Here is a 19,980-nt window from a genome sequence, read left to right as displayed (position 1 = left end):
GCGTCGTCGAACTCAGCCGTGAATTCCTCAACTCGCCCTGTTCCAGGTCGAGGAGGTCGACGTCGAATGCGAATGCGAAACGTGCCGCACAGGAGAATCATCACCTGACGGGGCGAGCCCGGACAACATGTCCAGTCGCACCTGACGCGGTCGCTCGGTCTTCACTGCTCGTGCCAGCCACCCGTCCGCAGAGCTTCCCGCAGCGGTGCCGTCATGCCGGGAGCGACGCTGACATGGACCAGGCCGGCCTGCCGGCCGGTGGCATGTTCGATGCGGATGTCCTCGATGTTGACGTCCGCGCGGTCCGCGTCCGTCAGCAGCCGTGCCAGTTCGCCCTGCTGGTCCCCGATCATCACGGTCACCGATTCGAACCGCTCGGGCCGGCTCCCGTGCTTGCCGGAGATGCGGCTGCGGCCCGACACCCCCCTGCGCAGCATGGTCCCGACCGTCTTCATGCCGCTGCTGCGCTTGGCGTCGTCCGTCGCCGCCATGGCGCGCAGCCCGGCGACCATCTCGCTCAGATCGGCGCCCAGTTCGTCCAGGAGGTCCGCCACGACCGAGGCGTTGCCGCCCAGTATGTCCAGCCAGAGCTGGGGGTCGGCCTCCGCGATCCGGGTCAGGTCCCGCAGGCCCGGGCCCGCCAGACTCACCTCACGTTCCCCGGCGCTCTCCAGGCGCATCGCGACCAGGCTCGCCACCACATGGGGCGCGTGGGACACCAGCGCCACCGCACGGTCGTGCACCGCCGCCTCCATCAGCACGGGAACAGCGCCGCACAGCGTCACCAGTTCCAGTGCCGTGTTGAGCGTCTCCGTGTCGGTGTCCGCCGTCGGCGTCAGCGCCCAGGTGCGGCCCTCGAAGAGGTCGCCCCGGGCCTTCAGCGGACCGCTGCGCGACGCGCCCGCCATGGGATGTCCGCCGATGTAGCACGAGGTGTCGCAGGCGAGGTCGATGATGTCGTGCTGCGTTTCCGCCTTCACGCTCGCCACGTCCGTGTAGTGCCGCGCCAGGTGTCTGCCCTGTGCGTCCGCCAGCACCTTGCCGACCAGCGGCGGCGGCACCGCGACGATCGCCAGGTCGACGGTTTCCGTGGGCGGCCGCACCGTACCGGCGCCCAGCGACGCGGCCGTCCGGGCGGCCGCCGAGTCGACGTCCTCGAGGTACACGGTCACGCCACGCGCCCGCAGCGCCAACGCCGCCGACGTGCCCATCAGTCCTGTGCCTATCACCAGCGCGGAGTGCATCACGGCCACGTCCATTCCTTCGGTTGCCCCGCATGAGCGGCGGGATCGGCGGTCCTACTGGTGGTCGAACTCGGCCTCGAATGCGTCGATCTCCGACTGGTCCAAGTCGAGGAGGTCGACGTCAGCTGTGATGTCTCCACCCGCAGCGGGGTCGTCCGCGCCCAGCTCCACGATCGTCGCGATGCCCGCGGGCGTGCGATGCTCGAACACCTCTCGCGAGCCGAAGACCATGCCGTCACGGCGGGCCCGCGCTGCCAGTTGCATCGAGAGCAGCGAATCCCCGCCCAGCTCGAAGAAGCTGTCGTCCGCACCGACCCGTGGCAGACCGAGCACCTCGGCGAACAGATCGCACAGCATCCGTTCGACCTCCGTGACCGGCTCCCTGTCCGAGACGCGTCCGCTGAAGTCGGGTTCCGGCAACGCCTTGCGGTCGATCTTCCCGTTCGCCGTCAAGGGCAGCGCATCGAGCACCACCACCGCCGCCGGCACCATGTATTCCGGCAACCGGGCCGCCACGCCCTCGCGCACCGCGACGGCATCCACCGCGCTGGCCCCGGCGGCGGTCACATACGCCACCAGCCGTTCGCCGGCGCGGCTGGCGCGGACCGCCGCCACCGCCTGCCCCACCGACTCCTGCGCCAGCAGGGCCGCCTCGACCTCACCGGGTTCGATGCGGAACCCCCGCACCTTCACCTGGTCATCCACACGGCCGACGAAGACCAATTCCCCTTCCGGGTTCCAGCGGACCAGGTCCCCGGTCCGGTACATCCGCTCACCGGAACCGAACGGATCGGCTACGAAGCGTGCCGCGGTCAGCCCCGCTCGTCCCAGATACCCCCGCGCCACACCCACGCCGGCTATGTACAACTCGCCCACCGCACCCGGTGGCACCGGACGCAGCCACGAGTCCAGCACGAACGCCCGCGCGTTCGCGGTCGGATAGCCGACCGGCGGGATCTCGTCACCGGGCGGTATGTCCGGGCCGATGGTCATGGCGATGGTGGCCTCGGTCGGCCCATAGGTGTTGATCATCCGGCGCCCGGGCGACCACCGGTGCACGAGTTCAGGAGGACACGCCGCCACACCCAGTACCAGGCACGGCAGTACCGTCTCGGGCACTGCGGGCACGGTGGCCAGCACGGGGGGCGGGATCAACGCATGGCTGATCTCCTGGCCGGCCAACACCTCGGCCAGCTCTCCACCGGCCACAACACCCTCGCGCGGAACCACCAGTGCCGCGCCGCCACCGATCGCCATGAGCAGCTCCAGCACCGAGACATCGAAACTCGGCGATGCCAGCGCCAGGACCCGGCTCCGCGCCCTCAGATCCAGCCGCTCGGCCAGGCTGCGGGCCAGACTGGCCAGACCGGTGTGGGTGACCACAACGCCTTTGGGCTGCCCGGTGGAGCCGGAGGTGTAGATGACGTAGGCCGCGTTCTCGGGCACTGTCCGCGACCGCACAGGACCAGTGGGGTATTGGCTGACCTCGCGCACCACCGACTCGTCCACCACGACCGCCGGCCGCGCGTCGGCGAGGATGTAGTCGATGCGCGCCTGGGGGTAGTTCGCGTCGATGGGCAGCCAGGCCGCGCCGGCTTTGGTGACACCCAGCACGGCGACCACCAGTTCCAGGCAGCGAGGCAACATGATCGCGACCCGGTCCTCGGGTCCGACACCGTGATCGATGAGCCAGTGGGCGAACTGGTCGGCGCGGGCGTCGAGCTGGGCGTAGGTCAGCGACTGGTTCTCGAAGACCGCCGCAGTCGCCTCGGGGGTGGCGGCGACCTGCGCGGCGAACAACTCCGGCAGCGTCTGTGCGGGCACCTCCGCCGCAGTGTCGTTCCACGCCCCCAGCTGTTGCCGTTCGGAGTCCGTCAAGACCGGCACCATGGACAGCGGTGACTGCGGCGCGGCGATCAGGGTTTCGAGCACCTGCGTGAACCGGTCCAGCACGGCATCGGCTTGCGCGGCGGTGACCAGCGCCGGCTGGCGTTCCAGCCGCAGCCGCAGGCCGTTGTCCGGGATGGCCGTCAGAGCCAGGGGGTAGTGGGTGGAATCGGCGTCGGTCACACCCCGCACACGCAGCCGGTCCGGTTCCGCATCGGCGGCTCCGTCACCGATCGCGGCGGGCTTGGGGTAGTTCTCGTAGACGAAGAGGGTGTCGAAGAGCTGCCCAAGTCCGGCGGCCTGCTGAATGTCGGTGAGCCCCAGGTGGTGATGGGGAAGCACCGCTGTCTGCTCGTCCTGCAAGCGCCGCACCAGCTCGGTGAAGGTGTGCTGCGGCCGCATCCGTACCCGGACCGGGACGGTGTTGATGAAGAGTCCGACCATGGTCTCGCTCCCGTCGAGCCCGGCCGCGCGTCCGGACACCACCGAGCCGAACACCACATCGTCGCGACCGGTCATCGCCGCCAGCACCACTCCCCACACCGCCTGCAGCAGTGTGCTGACCGTGACGCCGAACTCACGGGCCCGCGCCGTCACCGCCTCGAAGAACGCCTCGTCCAGTGCGGCCCAGATCTGTTCGGACATCTGGACCGGCACCGGCCGGTCCGCCGCGATCAGAGTCGGCTCCGGCAGGCCGGCCAGAGCGTTGCGCCACGCGGCCGTCGCGGCGTCCCGATCGGTCCGGCTCAGCCAGGCCAGGTACTGCCGGTACGGCGTCACCGGCGCCAGCGCGAGCGGATTTGCTCCGTTGCCGTACAGCTTGAACAGTTCATCCAGCAGCAGATGTATCGACCAGCCGTCGAGCAGGATGTGATGAGAGGTCAGCACCAGCTGGTAATGGTCCGGTCCCACCGAGATCAGCACGAACCGCAGCAGCGGGGGGCGGGACAGTTCGAACGGCCGTGCCCGTTCGGCCGCGGCCACCGCCACCGCCTCGGCCTGCGGATCCACCGATTGATCCACGTCCACCTGGGTCCATGGCACCTCCGCGGTGCCAGCGATCACCTGGTAGGGGACCCCGGCGGCGCTGTGCCGGAATCCGGCCCGGAGATTGGTATGCCGGTCCAGCAGCCCGCGCACCGACTTCCGCAGCAGCTGTGTGTCCAGCGGACCGGTCAGGTCCAGCACCGCCTGTGCGGTGTAGACATCGACGCCGTCGCCCACGTAGCCGGCGTGGAAGGCCAGCCCGTGCTGCAACGGGGAGAGCGGCAGCACCTCGGCCAGCCCACCGGTGCCCGCGTGTTCGGCCTCGAGGGCCTCGATCTCGTCCTGCTCCAGGTCGACGAGGCCGAAGTCGGACGCGGTGTGTCCGCCCGCGGCAGGATCGTCCGCCTGACGGGCCAACCCGGACAACATGTCCAGCCATTCCTGGCCCAGTCGTTCGATCTCGGCCTCGTCGAGCAGACCGTCCGGCCATTCCAGCGTGAGCGTCAGCTCCGGACCGTCCGGCCGGTCCTGGACGATCGCGTTGGCGTCCACCGCGTGCGGCAGATCCGTGCTCGCATCCATCGAACTGCCGATGTCCCCGGCCAACCGCCACGCCCGCACACCGTTGTGGTCACCGACAGCGAACCGGCCCAGGTAGTTGAACCCGATCCGGGGTGACGGCAATGCCGCCAGAATCGGCCCGGTCTCACCGTTGAGATAGCGCAGCAACCCGTAGCCGAGGCCGTCGCCGGGCACCGCCCGCGACTGCTCCTTGACCGCCTTCAGCAGGCGTCCGGCCGCCGAACCACCGCACAGCACATCCGCCAGGTCGATCCCCGTCACGTCCAGCCGCACCGGATGCACGCTGGTGAACCAGCCCACTGTCCTGGACACATCCATTCCGTCGACGGGATGACGGCCATGGCTCTCCACATCCACCAACAGCGCGTCCTCGCCGTGCCACCGCGCGACCGCGCCGGCCAGCCCGGCCAGCAGGACTTCATGCGCCCCGCAGTGGAACTCCCTGGGAGCCCGCCCGAGCAGCACCGACGCCTCCGCCTTCGGCGCGACCCACGACCGCGAGCGCACGGTACCGCCCGCGTCCCGGCCTGGGGTCAGCCCACGCGCACCGACCGGCCGGTCCTCCTGACCGACGATCGCCTTCCATGCCGCCAACTCGCCGACCCGCTCAGCGGACAGAGCCCACTCCTCCAACAGGCCTGCCCACCGCCTGAACGACACCGCCACGGGTTCCACTTCCGGAGCCCGTCCGGCGGCCACCGCCTCGCAGGCGGCCTGCAGATCCGGCAGCAGGATGCGCCACGACACCCCGTCGACGGCCAGGTGATGTACCGCCACCACCACCCGTCCCGGCCGATCCGGCCCGCCGTCCACCCACACCGCCTGTACCACCACACCCGCCGCGGGATCGAGCCGTTCCACCGCCCCCCGGGCCGCGTCCTGCACGACCTCGTCCAGCCGACGTCCGGCAGCCGCTACGCGCGTGACCAAGGCGGACGGATCCACCGACCCTGGCTCACCCACCACCAACCGCCCCGGCTCCACCCGCACACGCAACATGTCATGCGCGTCCACCAGCGCCGCCAGCCCCGCCGCCAGCACGTCCTGCGTCAGATCCGGTGGCGCACCCACCACCGCCCACTGGGCAAACCCCGCCCCCGTCACCCCGTCCCCCAGCATCCGCATGACCGGCGTCCATGCGACACCGCCCACACCATCGGCGGCGGGGGATGGATCGCTGTACGGCAGCGGCGATTGCGCCGCCAGCCGGGCGAGCCGCTCCGGCGTCCTGCACGCGAAGACATCCCGCGAGGTGAACGTCAGACCGGCATGCCTCGCCCGCGACGCCAGCTGCATCGAGAGGATCGAGTCCCCACCCAGCTCGAAGAAGCTGTCGTCCGCACCGACCCGGTCGAGACCAAGCACCTCGGCGAAGAGGTCGCACAGCACCCGCTCGGCCTCCGTGGCCGGCTCCCGTCCCGCGGTCGCGGCGGCGAAATCGGGATCGGGCAGCGCACCCCGGTCGATCTTCCCGTTCGCCGTCACCGGCAGCGCGTCCAGCGCCATCACCGCCGCAGGCACCATGTGCTGAGGCAACCGGGAGGCAAGCCTTTCGCGCACCGCCCGCGGATCGACGTCGCTCGGTGAAACGTAGGCAAGGAGTCGGTCCGCGCGGACGGTCACCGCGGCTTGGGAGACCCGTGGGTGGTCGGACAGGACAGACTCGATCTCGCCGGGTTCGATCCGGAACCCACGGACTTTGACCTGGTCATCGGCGCGCCCGGCGAACACCAACTCACCCTGGCTCGTCCAGTACGCCAGATCCCCCGTCCGGTACATCCGCTCACCAGGGGCGAACGGATCGGCCAGGAACCGCTCGGCCGTCAGCCCCGCGCGGCCCAGGTAGCCGCGTGCCAGCCCGACTCCGGCCACGTACAGCTCACCAGCGATCCCCGGCGGCAACGGAAGCAGGAACGCGTCGAGCACATAACAACGGCCCCCCGGGATCGGCGTCCCGACCGGGACCACATCCCGGCCCGCCGCCAACGGCGTACTCATCGCCGCGCATACCGTGGCCTCGGCCGGGCCATAGGCGTCGATCAGCCGCCGCCCCCGGGACCAGCGATCCACCAGGCTCGGCGGACAGGCCTCCCCCGCCACCACCACCGTCTGCAGCGCGTCCGGCAAGGCGTCGGCCGTGCCCAGCACCGACGGCGGAACCGTCACATGTGTGACCTGCCACCGTTCCAGCGCCTCGGCCAACGACACCTGCGGCGGCAGGTCCCGCGCCGGCGCCATGACCAGCGTCGCCCCCGACAGCAATGCCATCAACACCTCCGACACCATGGCGTCGAAGCCCAGCGCCGCGAACTGCAGGACCCGTGACGACGGCGACACACCGAACCGGTCGATCTGCGCCGCCGCCAGATTGCCGAGCCCCGCGTGGGAGACGACGACCCCCTTCGGAGCGCCCGTCGAGCCCGACGTATACATCACATACGCCGCGTCACCCGGACCCGCCTGCGGCAGCCCCGCCTCCGAGCCCCCCGCCAGATCGACCTCGTCGACCATCACCAGCCGGTCCGCGAACTCCTCCGGCACCGCCGGGCGCGTCGTTCCCACACACACCACCGACACCGGATCGGCGTCGTCCAGCATCCACTTCACACGTTCGGCCGGATACGCCGGATCCACCGGAACGAACGCACCGCCCGCCAATGACACGCCCAGGATTCCGACCAGCCACCACGACGACCGCTCCACCACCACGCCCACCCGGCGCTCCGGCCCGACCCCGCGAGCCCGCAGCACAGCGGCCAGTCCCACCGCCCGGTCCCACAACTCCCCGAACGACAGCTCACCCGCACCGTCCACTACCGCCACGTCGTTCGACCGCTCCGTCACCACCCGCCTCACCAAGGCCGGCAACGACTGCCCCGCCACCAACGCCGGGCCCGCGTCATGCGCATGGCCCGCGGCCACACCGACCCGCCCCACCAGTCCGGACGGATCGGCGACCAACGCGGCGAGCGCATCGACGAACCACTGCAGAGCCGACTCGGCAACGCTCTCCCGGATCTGCCCGCGCCAGTAGCTGAGCTGGATCCGGAAATGATCTCCCGGAATGATGCCGAGGGTCAGCGGATAGTGGGTCCCCTCGACCGTGCCCAGATACGTGAACCGGCCCGCGAAGTCGCGCGGATAGTTCTCGAACACCAGCAACGTGTCGAACGCCGCGCCGGAGCCGGCCGCCTTCTGGATCTCCGGCAGCCCCAGATGCTGATGCGGGATCAGGGCCGCCTGCCGGTGCTGCAACGCGGCGAGCATGTCCACAACCGACTGCCCGCCGTCCAGTGGCACCCGGACCGGCACCGTGTTCATCATGAGGCCCGGCATCGACTCCACACCCGGGAGCACCGCGGGACGGCAGGCGACCGTGGCGCCGAAGACCACATCGGTCCGCCGCAGAAGTCGCGCCAGGACCATCGCCCACGCACCCTGTACCACCGTGTTCAGCGTCAGCCCGTGGTCGCGGGCCAACCGCGTCAGCCGGGTGTGCAGATCCGTCGACAGGTGGACGACGCGGTGGTCGTAGTCCGCCGCAGGGGCCGCTGTCGCGACCAGCGCCGGCTCGTCCGTACCGGACAGCTCCGCCCGCCAGGCCGCACGTGCCGCATCCTTGTCCTGCCGGTCCAGCCAAGCCAGGTAATCCCGGTAGGAGGCCGAACCCGCCCGTTCGGGGAGCTGCCCGCCGGCCGTGTACGCCTCGGCCACCTCGTTGAGGATGACCGCCACCGACCAACCGTCGATCAGGGTGTGGTGAATGACGACCAGCAGGCGGTGCCGGTCCTCCGCGATCCGCACCAGCACCAGCCGGGCCAGCGGAGCCTCGGCGAGATCGAACCGCTTCTCCTGTTCCCGTTCGACCAGGGCGTCGACGGCCGCATCGACATCGCTCGCGCCCGTCAGATCCACCTCCTGCCACGGCAGGGTGACGTGCCGGTGGACGACCTGCACCGTCTTGCCCGACGGGAGTCGATGGAAGCTCGGTCGCAGCTGGGGGTGCCGGGCGAAAACCGCTTCCCACGTGGCCCGCAGCCGGGCCGCGTCCAGCGGTCCGTTCAGCTCCACGAGCCAGTGCACCTGGTAGATGTCGCGACCCTGATCACCGAGGCCGTGACCATCGAGACCCTGATCATCGAGGGTCGACTGGAAGACCAGCCCCTCCTGGAGCGGTGCCAGCGGCCAGACCTCCTCCGCCTGCGGATCGGCGATCGCGGGCTCCGCCTCGTCCTGCGCGGTCAGAGCGATCAGCGGCCGGTCGACGGGGCGATCAGCCTGTACGGCACGCGCCACGGCCGCCAGCCGTGCGGGGGTCTGCTCCTTGAGGATCTGGGCGGGTGTCACCAGCAGGCCGGCTTTGAACGCACGTGCCGCCATGCGCATCGCGACGATCGAGTCCCCGCCCAACTGGATCAAGCCGTCGTCGACACCGACCCGCTCCTGGCCGAGCATCTCGGCGAAGAGATCGCACAGGACACGCTCCGCCTCGGTCACGGGTTCACGGCCGGTAGCGCTCGCCGCGAACTCGGGCGCGGGCAACGCCGCTCGGTCCACCTTGCCGTTGCCGGTAAGCGGCAGCGCGTCCATCACGATCACGGCGGCCGGCACCATGTACTCCGGCAGTTGCGCCGCGAGGCGCTCGCGGACGAGTTCGGGGTCCACGTCCCCATCCGCCACCACATAACCGATCGGGCGCCCGTCGACCGCCACAAGCACGGCGTCGTGGACGCCCGGCTGAGCCGTCAGCGCGGCCTCGATCTCGCCGGGCTCGATCCGGTACCCACGGATCTTCACCTGGTGATCGACCCGGCCCGCGAACAGCAGCTCACCGTCCGCGGTCCACTGGGCGAGGTCCCCGGTCCGGTACATCCGCCCGCCCGTCACCTGGTCACCGCCCCCCTCGGAAGCGCTGTCGGGTGCGTACGGATCCGCCACGAACCGCTCCGCCGTCAGACCCGGCCGGTTCAGGTAGCCGTCCGCCAGACCGGCACCGGAGAGGTACAGCTCCCCGACCACACCCGGCCCCACGGGCCGGAGGAACTCGTCGAGCACCTGAGCCCGGCGGCCCGACAGCGACCGTCCGATCGGCAACGTCGGACCCATCACGTCACCTGGTTCGAGCACATGCCACGTCGCCCACACGGTCGCTTCGGTCGGGCCGTAAAGGTGCCGGATCCGCGCCCGGGGACAGGCCTCCCGCACCCTGTGCACCGCGTGCGCGGGCACCAGGTCGCCACCGGTCTGCACCTCACGGAGCCCCGCGAACGACTCCGGCGACTCCTCCGCCACCGCGCGGAAGTTCCCGGCGGTCAGATACGCCCTCGTCAACCCGGCCGCGACCAACTCCCGCAGGCGCCGGGCATCCACCGGCCCCGGCCCGGCGATCATCACACGGGCGCCCCACGCCAGCGGCACCCAGATCTCGAACATGGAAGCGTCGAAGGCGTACGGCGCGTGCATGAGGACCGCATCGCCGGGCTCCATCGCCCAGCCGGAACTCTCCACCAGCTCCACCAGGCTCCGATGCGGAACGGCCACCCCCTTCGGGGTGCCCGTCGAGCCGGAGGTGTACATCACGTAGGCCAGATCGCCCGGGCGCACCGTGACCGCCGCCGCATCGCACGCGCCCTCGTCCGTGCCGGCGTCCGCATCGATGGGCTCGATCGACTCGATCCCGTCCGGTACGCCGTCGCGCGCCGCGGCTGAGCACACCATCAGGGAGACCCCTGCATCCGCCACCATGAACGCCACCCGCCGCGCCGGATAGGCGGCGTCCACGGGCACGTACACCGCCCCCGCCTTCCATGCCGCGAGCAGGGCCACCAGCAGGTCGGCGGAACGGTCCATCATGACCGCGACGCGGTCGCCACGGCGGACGCCCCGACGGACAAGGCGCCCGGCCAGCCGGCCCGCGTGCTGATCGAGTTGCCGGTACGTCAGAACCCGATCACGGTCGACGACGGCCACCGCATCGGGGGTCCGGTCCACGTGCGAGGCGAACAGCTCCAGCACCGTCGGTGTGGCTTGCGCTGTGGAATTCATCGTTCTCCTTCACGAACCGCCTGAGGCACCGGCCGGAGTGCGTTGTCCGGTCCGAGCCCGGTCCCGAGTCCGGCGGGCTCGGCGCCGTTGCCTGCCGGCTTGGCGAACTGCGTGCGATAGAGGTCGGCGTACAGGCCATCTGCGGCCAGCAACTCCTCGTGCGTCCCGTGTTCGCGGACTTGTCCGTCGTCGATCACGAGAATCTGGTCGGCCTCGCGGATCGTGGACAACCGGTGGGCGATCACCAGGGAGGTACGGCTGCGCAGGGCGATCTTGAGGGCCCGCTGGACGGCGGCCTCCGACTCGGAGTCCAGGTGCGCGGTGGCTTCGTCCAGCACGACGATCGAGGGTGCCTTCAGCAGCAGCCGGGCGATGGACAGCCGTTGCTTCTCCCCGCCCGACATGCGGTAGCCGCGATCGCCCGAGACGGTGTCGAGCCCACTGGGGAGGGAGGCGATCAGATCCCAGATCTGGGCCCCTTTGCATGCCTCGATCAACTCGTCCTCGGTGGCGGTCGGGCGAGCGTAGAGAAGGTTCTCCCGGATCGTGTCGTGGAACAGGTAGGCGTCCTGGCTGACCACCCCCACCGCTTCGCGGAGCGAGTCGAAGGTGAGGTCCCGCAGGTCGTGTCCGCCTACGCGAACGGTCCCGGAGTTCGCGTCGTACAGCCGGGACACCAGGTGCGTGATGGTGCTCTTCCCCGCGCCGGACGGGCCGACCAGCGCGGTGAGGGTTCCGGCCCGCACGTGAAAGCTCACGTCGCGCAGGACGTCCGGCGTCACTTCCCCGCGCTCGCGATCGGTCCGCAGATGTTCCAAGGACGCCAGTGAGACCTCGTCCGCGGTGGGATAGCGGAACGACACATGCTCGAACTCGAGGTCCGGCGGCACGTCTTGCGCGAGCACGACCGCATCGGGGCTTTCCTGGATCAACGGCTTCAAGTCGAGCAGTTCGAAGACCCGGGAAAAGCTCACCACGATGGCCTGCGCGGTCTGCTGCATCCCGGACAGCTGGGTGATCGGCCCGAACAGTCGCTGGAGCAGGGTGGCGAGGGCGATCAGCGTGCCGAGCTGGAAAGTCCCGGCGAGCACGAGCCCGCCACCGACCCCGTAGACGAGCGCCGTGGCGAGCGAGGCCATCAGCGTCATCATGACGAAGGCGCCCCGGCCCCAGACGGCGAGGTTCACGCCGATCGTGCGGATCTTCCTGGCACGGTCCGCGAATTCGGCCATCTCCTCGTCCGGACGGCCGAAGAGCTTGGAGAGCATCGCCCCTTGTACGTTGAACCGCTCCTGAAGCCGTCCGCCGAGGCCGGCGTTCTCGTCCATCTGCCGTCGGGTGCGCCGCTGTATCTGCCGCCCCACGTGCACCCAGGGCACGATGAACAGCGGAACCAGCGCCAGCGTGATGAGGCCGACGAGCCACGACAGGTAGAACAGCTCGGCCAGCACCACCAGGGCCATGACCGCACTGGTGGCCGCCATCAGCAAGCCGGTGAACTGCTGCTGCACCATGACCAGTTCGGTGTGCAGCCGACCGACCAGCACCCCCGTCTGGGTGCGGGTGAAGAACGCGAGCGGCTGCCGCCGGACGTGGTCGAGCGCCTGCACCCGGAGGTCGTGGGTGACCCCCTGCCCGATCCGCCCGGAGATGTAGGCGGACACCAGCGACAACACCGCGCCCAGCACGGCGAGCCCCGCGGCCAGGCATGCCGTCGAGATCACGACCCCGCGGTCGTTCTTGACGATGCCGTTGTCGACGAGCTCCCTCAAGAGCAAAGGAGTGGTGGCGACGGCGAACGCCTCCAATGCGGCGACAGCAATGAAGAGCACCACCGTGCGAATGTGCGGGCGAAAGTAGGCGAGGACTCTGCGCACCGTCCCCGGGTGGATGTCGGTGTGCCAGGGATCGGGGTCCTCATCACTCTTCTTCATGCCCTGGAAGCGCAACACCATCTCCACGCAGGTGCCCCTCTCATACAACGCACGAAGTCAGCGAATCCCAATCGTGCTGAATCACGTCGATGTCCACGAGTGAGTCCAACTGAGGACTTCGGGCACTTGGACGCAGCGACCGGCGTCTGTGCCGCACGACCGCCGCGGCGCGGGGGACCACCGCGATCACCCTCTCGACCCAGGGCTCGTCGGCTTGCCGCCCGGTCGGGCCTCACTTCCTTGCGACGACGCAACTGGCCACAGGGTAGGCCGGGTGGTATGTGCTCAATTCCAGGGTGTCGAGTTCCTCGGCCGCGACACCCATGAGCGACGCGATGACACTCATCGGATTGCCGTACTGGTACACGGTCTGTTCGGACCAGGCGCCGAACATCTCCCGCAACGCTGCCGGGAGTGGCCGCCAGTAGTCCTCGGGCGCGCCGTGCAGTCGTTGGGCGCTGGGAACCATGCAGTACGCTCTTCCGCCCTTTCGCAGCCATTGCCGCATGTTGTCGACCACCTGCCACGGGCGCGCGGTGTGCTCCAGAACGTTGAAGGCGATGATGGCGTCAAGGGAGTCCGCCGGGATGATTCCTGGGTCCGCCGCGTCACCGACCAGAGAGACTCCCGGGGCCTCTCTGATGTCCAGACCGCGGTATCCGGAAGTACGGGTGAAACCGTAGACGTCCTTGTTTCCGTCATTTCCGCCGATCTCCACAACATCTCCTTGAACGAGATCACGGATTTCGGCGATGAACTGGTTCAGGTAGTGGCGGTCGATGGGGGTGCCCCGGGATATTCCGAAATCCGGGCAGATCGGCGTCAGCCTGCGCAGCTGGCCCCAGTCGATCTCACCGACCGACGGCACCAGGAGGCCACGTTCCTGCAGTTCCGTGAAAAGCCCGCGAAAATTCGGGGTTTCGAGATCGTGGCTCAGATTTCGCCGCATTCCCAGCGCCCGCAGCACCTGCCGGGTCGAACGGCTCTGTGCGGTCAGGTCCGCCGCCGGGGCCATCTTCCGATCATCGCGCACGATGACAGAGCCGCGCTGGGCGCGTATCGAGCAGGTGTTCCCGCTGTAGCTGAGTTCATCCACAGCGGCTTGCGCGTCGGCCGCCAGTGGGGCCCTCCGCACCGCGGTGAACTGGGCTTCCGCCGCTGCGACATCATGCTCGTGGAGCATGATGTCCAGGATGAGCAGCATATCCAGGGAGAGTGGAAAGCCCTCCTCCCCGTTGGCTGCACCCCCCTTTACGCACATCCGGTCGGGTTGGGCGGACAGCGTCACTGTGGAGGTGAACAGTCCGTTCTCTGACATTGTGCATCCGCTCCTCGCTGTTTTTCCGACACCGTTTCCCCGGACGAGCGAATGAACGTATAGGAACGTCACCCCGCAGGAAAATTACCCGTCCCGAGTTCAGGGCACTTTTGCCATACACTGATCCGCAAAGACGCATTCTGGGTCCACCTGCTGAATCAGGTCAATGGCCACGAGTGAGTCCAACTGAAGAATTTTGCCACTTGGACGTGGCCGGCCCGCGGTGGCCTTCCCTGCGCCTCCGCCGACGTCACCGCCTTCACCCGAGGGTGTGGGCCGCCATGCCGGCGGTGAGCATGGCGCCGTCGGCCGGGTCAATCAGGATGAACGATCCGGTGCGGCGGGAAGCGGCGTAGTCGTCGACCGGCACCGGCTCCGCGGTGCGGAGCACCACCTCACCGATGTCATTGACCACGAGTCGTCCCGGGCCCGGCTGCTGGGACAGGTCGGCCAGGGTGAGCCGGGAGTCGATGGCCTTGACCTTGGCGGTGACCGTACGCGTGCCGTGTCGCAGCAGTACCCGGTCGCCCGCGGTGAGCGGTGTGTCCGCGAGGTGGCACACCGTTGCGGTGACCTCGTTGGTCAGCGTGGGCGGCTGGTCGGACGGGGCGATCACGTCGCCGCGGGAGACTCCAGGTCGTCTGCGAGGCGCATCGTGATCGACTGCGGAGCCCAGGCGATCTCGGCGGCCTCGCCGAGGACGTCGATCGCGGCGATCGTGGTGGTACGTCCCGAGGGCGGAACGGTGACCTGCTGCCCGACGTGGAAGAGGCCGGATGCGATCTTTCCGGCGTAGCCGCGGTAGTCCGGGTGCTCCGCGGTCCGCGGTCTGCGGTCTGCGGTCTGCGGTCGGATGACGTACTGCACGGGGAAACGGGCCACTCGACGACGTTGTCGCCGTGGAGTGCGGAGATGGGGATGGCCGTCACCGCGGGCACACCCAGGCGGGTGGCGTAGTCGACGAAGTCCGCGGCGACCGTGGCGAAGACGTCCTCGTCGTACGCGACCAGGTCCATCTTGTTGACGGCGAGGACCACGTGCGGGACGCGCAGGAGGCCGGCGATGGCGGCGTGCCGGCGGGTCTGCTCCACCACGCCTGTACGGGCGTCGATCAGGATGATCGCGAGTTCGGCCGTGGAGGCTCCGGTGACCATGTTGCGGGTGTACTGCACGTGGCCGGAGGTGCCGGCGAGGATGAAGCGCCGGGCAGCGGTGGCGAAGTAGCGGTAGGCGACATCGATGGTGATGCCCTGTTCGCGCTCGGCACGCAGGCCGTCCGTGAGCAGCGCCAGGTCCAGGCCCTCCTTTCCGCGGCTCCTCGATGCGCGCTCAATGGTGCGGAGTTGGTCGGCGAGGACCGATTTGGAATCGTGCAGCAGCCGGCCGACCAGCGTGGACTTGCCCTCGTCCACGCTTCCGGCGGTGGCCAGGCGCAGAAGTGAGATGCCGTTCATGGTCAGAAGTAGCCTTCGCGCTTGCGGTCTTCCATCGCGGTCTCCGAGAGGCGACCGTCGGCGCGGGTGGCTCCGCGCTCGGTCAGCCGGGAGGCGGCGATCTCGGTCACGATCTTTTCGACGGTGTCGGCACGGGAGTCGACGGCACCGGTGCAGGACATGTCGCCGACAGTGCGGTAGCGGACGAGGCGGGTCTGGGCGGTCTCGCCGCGTCTTGGGCCGCCCCGGTCGCCGGCGGCCAGCCACATCCCGTCGCGACGGAACACCTCACGCTTGTGCGCGTAGTAGATCGACGGGAGTTCGATCTTCTCGCGGGCGATGTACTGCCAGATGTCCAGCTCGGTGAAGTTGGACAGTGGGAAGACGCGGACATGTTCGCCGGGGGCGTGCCGGCCGTTGTACAGGTGCCACAGCTCCGGACGCTGCCGGCGCGGGTCCCAGCCGCCGAACTCGTGCCGCAGGCTGAACACCCGTTCCTTCGCGCGGGCCTTCTCCTCGTCCCGTCGCCCACCGCCGAAGACGGCGCCGAGCCGCGCGGTCTCGATGGCGTGCAGAAGCGGCACCGTCTGCAGCGGGTTGCGGCTGCCGTCCGGGCGCTCGCGCAGCCTGCCGCTGTCGATGAACTTCTGCACCGAGGCCACGTCCAGGCGGAGGTTGTGCTCCGCCACCACTCGGTCGCGATACCTCAGCACCTCCGGGACGTTGTGCCCGGTGTCGACGTGCAGGAGCGCGAACGGCAGCGGGGGCCGGGGCCATGGCCTTCAGTGCCAGGTGCGGCATGACGATGGAGTCCTTGCCGCCGGAGAACAGCAGCACCGGCCGTGCGAACTCCCCTGCCACTTCCCGGAATACGTGTACCGCTTCCGACTCCAGGACATCGAGGTGCTCCAGGTCGAACGCGGCACTCATGCCGGCCCCCGTCCAGGGTCTTTGGTCAGCCACCCGGTGGCACCGTGGTCCAGCGCAGCGGTGCGGGTTCGTCGTTCGGTATCGGACATGAAGACTCCCAGGGGTGGCACGGCCATGCGCGCATCCGGCAGTCGGACCCGCCCCCAGGGGAAGTGAACGGCGCCTCCCACTGCGGCCGTACGGTTCCGGGCGGGTACGCGGGGCGGGCGGTCTGCGGTGCGGCGGCCCGATCGGCGCGTTCGAGCCGGCCATCGTTGTCCTCGGTGCGGCCATTGGCCGGCCCTCGAAGCGCGGACAGAGCATATCCATCGCTGCCTCATGAAGCTTCTTGTCCAGCGGAGCCGTGCATTTCGTCGGCATATCGAAAACTGGATACGGGCCGACAACATCGCGCCCGCTCAACTGGAGGCATGAATGAATCGCACATCATCCCGCTTCGGCCCCGTGACCGGCTGTTCGCCGTACTTGCCGTGGTGCTCGCCGTGCTCCTGCTGCCCGTCGCGTTCGTCCGCCATCCCGGCCGCGCCCGCGAATGGGCCTGCCACTGGGCGCTGGGGGTCCGGTTTCCGGCCGAAAATCTCACCGGGCTCACCTACGGTGCCAGGGCGGCGTTCACCGCTGCACGCGCTGAGGCGCTCTGGCGTCACGGGCAGCTCATCGGCCTCACCTCGGGATACCGCGACCCCCTCGTCCAGCAGCGGCTGTTCGACGAGGAGGTGAGTCGCGTCGGCTCACCGGCCGCGGCCCGGATGCTTGTGCTGCCACCGGCGGAATCCAAGCACGTCAAGGGCACCGCGCTGGATGTGCGCCCGTACGAAGGCGCGCGCTGGCTCGAGGAGCACGGTGCCCGCTACGGCCTCCACCGCATCTACGACAACGAGTGGTGGCACTTCGAGTACCGCCCGGACGCCGGCTTGCAGGCTACGGAGGGGATCAGCAATGCTCTCCCGAATCCGCAAGCGGCATCAACGTGCTGAACTGCGCCGTAAAACGCGATTATTCTGCGGCCAAACTGGTCGCCCAGTTCTCCAGGCATTCCGCGAACCCGGTCCAGACCTGCGCGTGCTCTCTGGCGAACTCGGCGATCACGTTGTACAAGTGCGGCGGGACGCGGTGCAGGATCCTTTCCCACTCCTGCCCGTCGATGGAGTGCATGGCCAGCATGCGCAACAGAATGCGGCCGGTCTCGCTCAACCGCAACGCCGGATCGGCCTTGAGGCGCTCCAGCGTCACGAGGCGGTCTCGATCCACCGCGCGGCCGAAGCCCGTTTCCGTGCGATGCAGTGGACGCGACTCGGTTCGTAACTTCAGGCTTCCTTCCGGGACCGGGCTCTCACCGCGCTCGAGCCGGCCGCGCACGTCCCGGACCGTCTCCGGGGAGATGCCGACCTGATGGGCGACCTGCCGGAGCGAAAGGCCCGGGTTGCTGCGGATGAGCTCGGCAGCGTGTCTCCTGCGCCCCGAGCCGTCGGCCGGACGGATGCGTCCATCCCTGCCGATCCTTGCCTCGGTTCCCTTGTCGCCGCCGCGTCTGCGCAGGTCGGCCACGGTACCGGCGGAGATGCCGGTCGCCGAGGCTACGCGCCGGTCGGACCACTGCGGATGCGTCCCGATGATGTGCACGGCAGCACGCTTGCGATCAGCGAGCGAGAGCGGCAGACCGTGCCGTATGTTCGCCTCGACGGCCAGGACGAAGGCGTCCGCTTCAGTGCCGTCGACGAGCCTTGCCACGATCTTTGTATCGCCTCTGAGTCGCGCCACCTTCAACCGGTGCAGGCCGTCGACCACCCGCATCGTCGGTCGGTGGACGAGAATAGGCGGCAGTGCTCCCTCTGTCGACAACAATGTCTCGACGTGCTCCGGATCCTCTCCTGAGGTTCGGGGCGAGGATACGGAAGACAGCCGGGACAACTCGATTTCGACGACAGGGAGAGCGACCATGTCAACGCTTGTCGGATCCACCTGAACTCTCCCTTTCGGGTTTCTACTTCGTCGGCGACGTTGCGGTGCGGTACGGAATTACCCATTGCCACTACTTACCCGTTCGGTGCCTGTGGTGCAGACGGAGTTTCCTGCCTCAAAGCCCGGGCCACAGCGCGAGGGCGCGGCCGGACGAGCTGCCGAGCTGAAGCGGACCGATGGGCCTCCCAGGTCCCAGGCCCGCTGGAGATGGGCCCACTGACGTGGGTGTCAACGCGCCTTCGGCGCCCCAGTGGAACGCTGGTGACAGTAACAGCGCCGCGTGACGGCAGTCAACGGAGGTATAACTGTAAACTCCCTCTACTCTTACGTGAGTTGATGGCCCCTACGGTCGGCAGCCCACAGACCGGGGCAACGCAGCGGCATCACGCGCGCGGACCGCGCTAACTGCGGCTGCAGCGACCGTTCACCGATGCGGCGACGACCGGTGAATGTGCGAAGGCTCGTGCGATCTGTGACAGCCAAACGGCCTCGCTGACCAGATCGTCGCCCCCGTACGGTTCGGAGGGGACGGGGTGGCCAGTACTGGCGCCTGAAGCCGGAACGGGGGCTCCGTTCATTTTGGCCCGGAGCGCCGCCTTCAGCTGGGCTGCCTCAACCACCGCCCGAAGGTCGTTGCCGGTGAGGCCGGCCTCTTCGCCCAGTTCGGCTGTCCGCATTGCTGTTTCAGGACTCATGTAGGGGCGCAGCGCGATCTGTCCGTCACGGATCTCGATGGTCCGGCGATACAGACGGTAGTTCAGATTGACCATGACCGAAGCTGGAGAATGCAATACGATCTCGGGTAGTTCTTGATGCATCGCCAGCCATAAGGGGGAAAGGCTGCGGTAGGTGCGGTAGTTGTTCCACCAGGTATTCAGGGTCGACAGGCGGGGCCCCCAGGACGGCATGGTGAGACCACCGACGACGAGTGGTATGCCGATCCCTGCACCAAGCACGGTCACCAGTTCCCACTCCAACGGGTGGAGGCCGAATTGCACGCTGACCACGGCCGACGCTCGACTGACGAAATTGACCGAATAGACCACTGCGCCTACAGCGGTCAGGCGCAGGCCGCGGCGCAGCCATGGCTCTCCCGCGACCTCGGCATATCTCCAGCACAGGCGGGCGATCTCGACGAGCGCCACCAGCAGGGCGCCCACGTAGATGAGCGAGTAGGCAGCCACCACGGGCCGGTGAACGTTCTGCAGAAGAAAGTGCGCCGAGCGTTCCTGCGACTCGGACGAGGCCATGATCCACAGCGACAGCATGGCCAGCATCATGATCGCGGCCATACCGAGCCGCCATTGAGCCCTCGGCCATGCCTGTTCGGGTGGGTGCGCCCAGAACAGGAGGACAACGAGTAGTGCGGCACTGAAGGCCACGCCACCGAGGACGTGTATGGCCAGCGCCGTCACGTCGGATATGCCTAGATACTCGTCGACGGCCAGGGAGACCGCGGGGGTCGCGAGCGCGAAGGCCGACCCCTTCAGGAGGAGAGCGGCCAGTAACGCGAGCAGCCCTGGATCACACCGACCCGATCTCAGGGAGTGACACTTGTAGAAGAAGGCCACCCAACACAATAAGGCAAGTAAAGGGTATAAGACACTCTTGGCTCCGGTCACAGCAACTCCGCGGCAGGTAAAATTAGCGACCGGTCG

The 19,980-nt window shown here is 68.8% G+C and carries 7 protein-coding genes and 2 pseudogenes; 1 reads left to right on the top strand and 8 read right to left on the bottom strand.

What is annotated here, in order from left to right; translation table 11 throughout:
- Positions 1-161 precede the first annotated feature (161 nt).
- The 6 genes and pseudogenes from OG542_RS40020 to cysD all read right to left on the bottom strand — a co-directional run bounded on the left by OG542_RS40020 (position 162) and on the right by cysD (position 16,360).
- Positions 162-1,259 carry a prephenate dehydrogenase gene (locus OG542_RS40020; RefSeq protein WP_408057836.1) on the bottom strand — a complete coding sequence of 366 codons (1,098 nt, stop codon included), beginning with the start codon at positions 1,257-1,259 and terminating at the stop codon, positions 162-164.
- 39 nt (positions 1,260-1,298) lie between these two features.
- Positions 1,299-10,745, bottom strand: a complete 9,447-nt coding sequence (locus OG542_RS40015; protein WP_328407058.1) for a non-ribosomal peptide synthetase — start codon at positions 10,743-10,745, stop codon at positions 1,299-1,301.
- Positions 10,742-12,700 carry an ABC transporter ATP-binding protein gene (locus OG542_RS40010; protein WP_328417673.1) on the bottom strand — a complete coding sequence of 653 codons (1,959 nt, stop codon included), beginning with the start codon at positions 12,698-12,700 and terminating at the stop codon, positions 10,742-10,744. The genes OG542_RS40015 and OG542_RS40010 overlap by 4 nt, the downstream gene beginning before the upstream one ends.
- A 211-nt stretch (positions 12,701-12,911) precedes the next feature.
- Entirely contained in the window at positions 12,912-13,997 is a 1,086-nt protein-coding gene (locus tag OG542_RS40005; RefSeq protein WP_328407060.1) for a methyltransferase domain-containing protein, read from the bottom strand.
- 259 nt (positions 13,998-14,256) lie between these two features.
- Positions 14,257-15,451: pseudogene (locus OG542_RS40000) on the bottom strand (sulfate adenylyltransferase subunit 1).
- Between the two features lie 2 nt (positions 15,452-15,453).
- A pseudogene (gene cysD / locus OG542_RS39995) lies at positions 15,454-16,360 on the bottom strand (sulfate adenylyltransferase subunit CysD).
- Between cysD and vanY-N the strand changes: the two are divergent.
- Complete coding sequence (gene vanY-N / locus OG542_RS39990; protein ID WP_328417667.1) at positions 16,273-17,337, top strand: D,D-peptidase/D,D-carboxypeptidase VanY-N; 1,065 nt, start codon at positions 16,273-16,275, stop codon at positions 17,335-17,337. The pseudogene cysD and the gene vanY-N sit on opposite strands and share 88 nt — an antisense overlap.
- Positions 17,338-17,356: 19 nt before the next feature.
- Here the strand turns inward: vanY-N and OG542_RS39985 are convergent, their stop codons facing one another.
- Positions 17,357-18,322 (bottom strand): ParB/RepB/Spo0J family partition protein, encoded by a 966-nt coding sequence (locus OG542_RS39985; protein ID WP_328407064.1) that lies wholly within the window; start codon positions 18,320-18,322, stop codon positions 17,357-17,359.
- A 401-nt stretch (positions 18,323-18,723) separates the two neighbouring features.
- Positions 18,724-19,944 (bottom strand): MAB_1171c family putative transporter, encoded by a 1,221-nt coding sequence (locus OG542_RS39980; RefSeq protein ID WP_328407066.1) that lies wholly within the window; start codon positions 19,942-19,944, stop codon positions 18,724-18,726.
- Positions 19,945-19,980: the final 36 nt, after the last annotated feature.

The sequence above is a fragment of the Streptomyces violaceus genome, from assembly GCF_036014075.1.
GTDB lineage: Bacteria > Actinomycetota > Actinomycetes > Streptomycetales > Streptomycetaceae > Streptomyces > Streptomyces violaceus.
The sequence above is the reverse complement of the archived record's forward strand: the minus strand, read 5'-3'. Positions and strand labels throughout refer to the sequence as shown.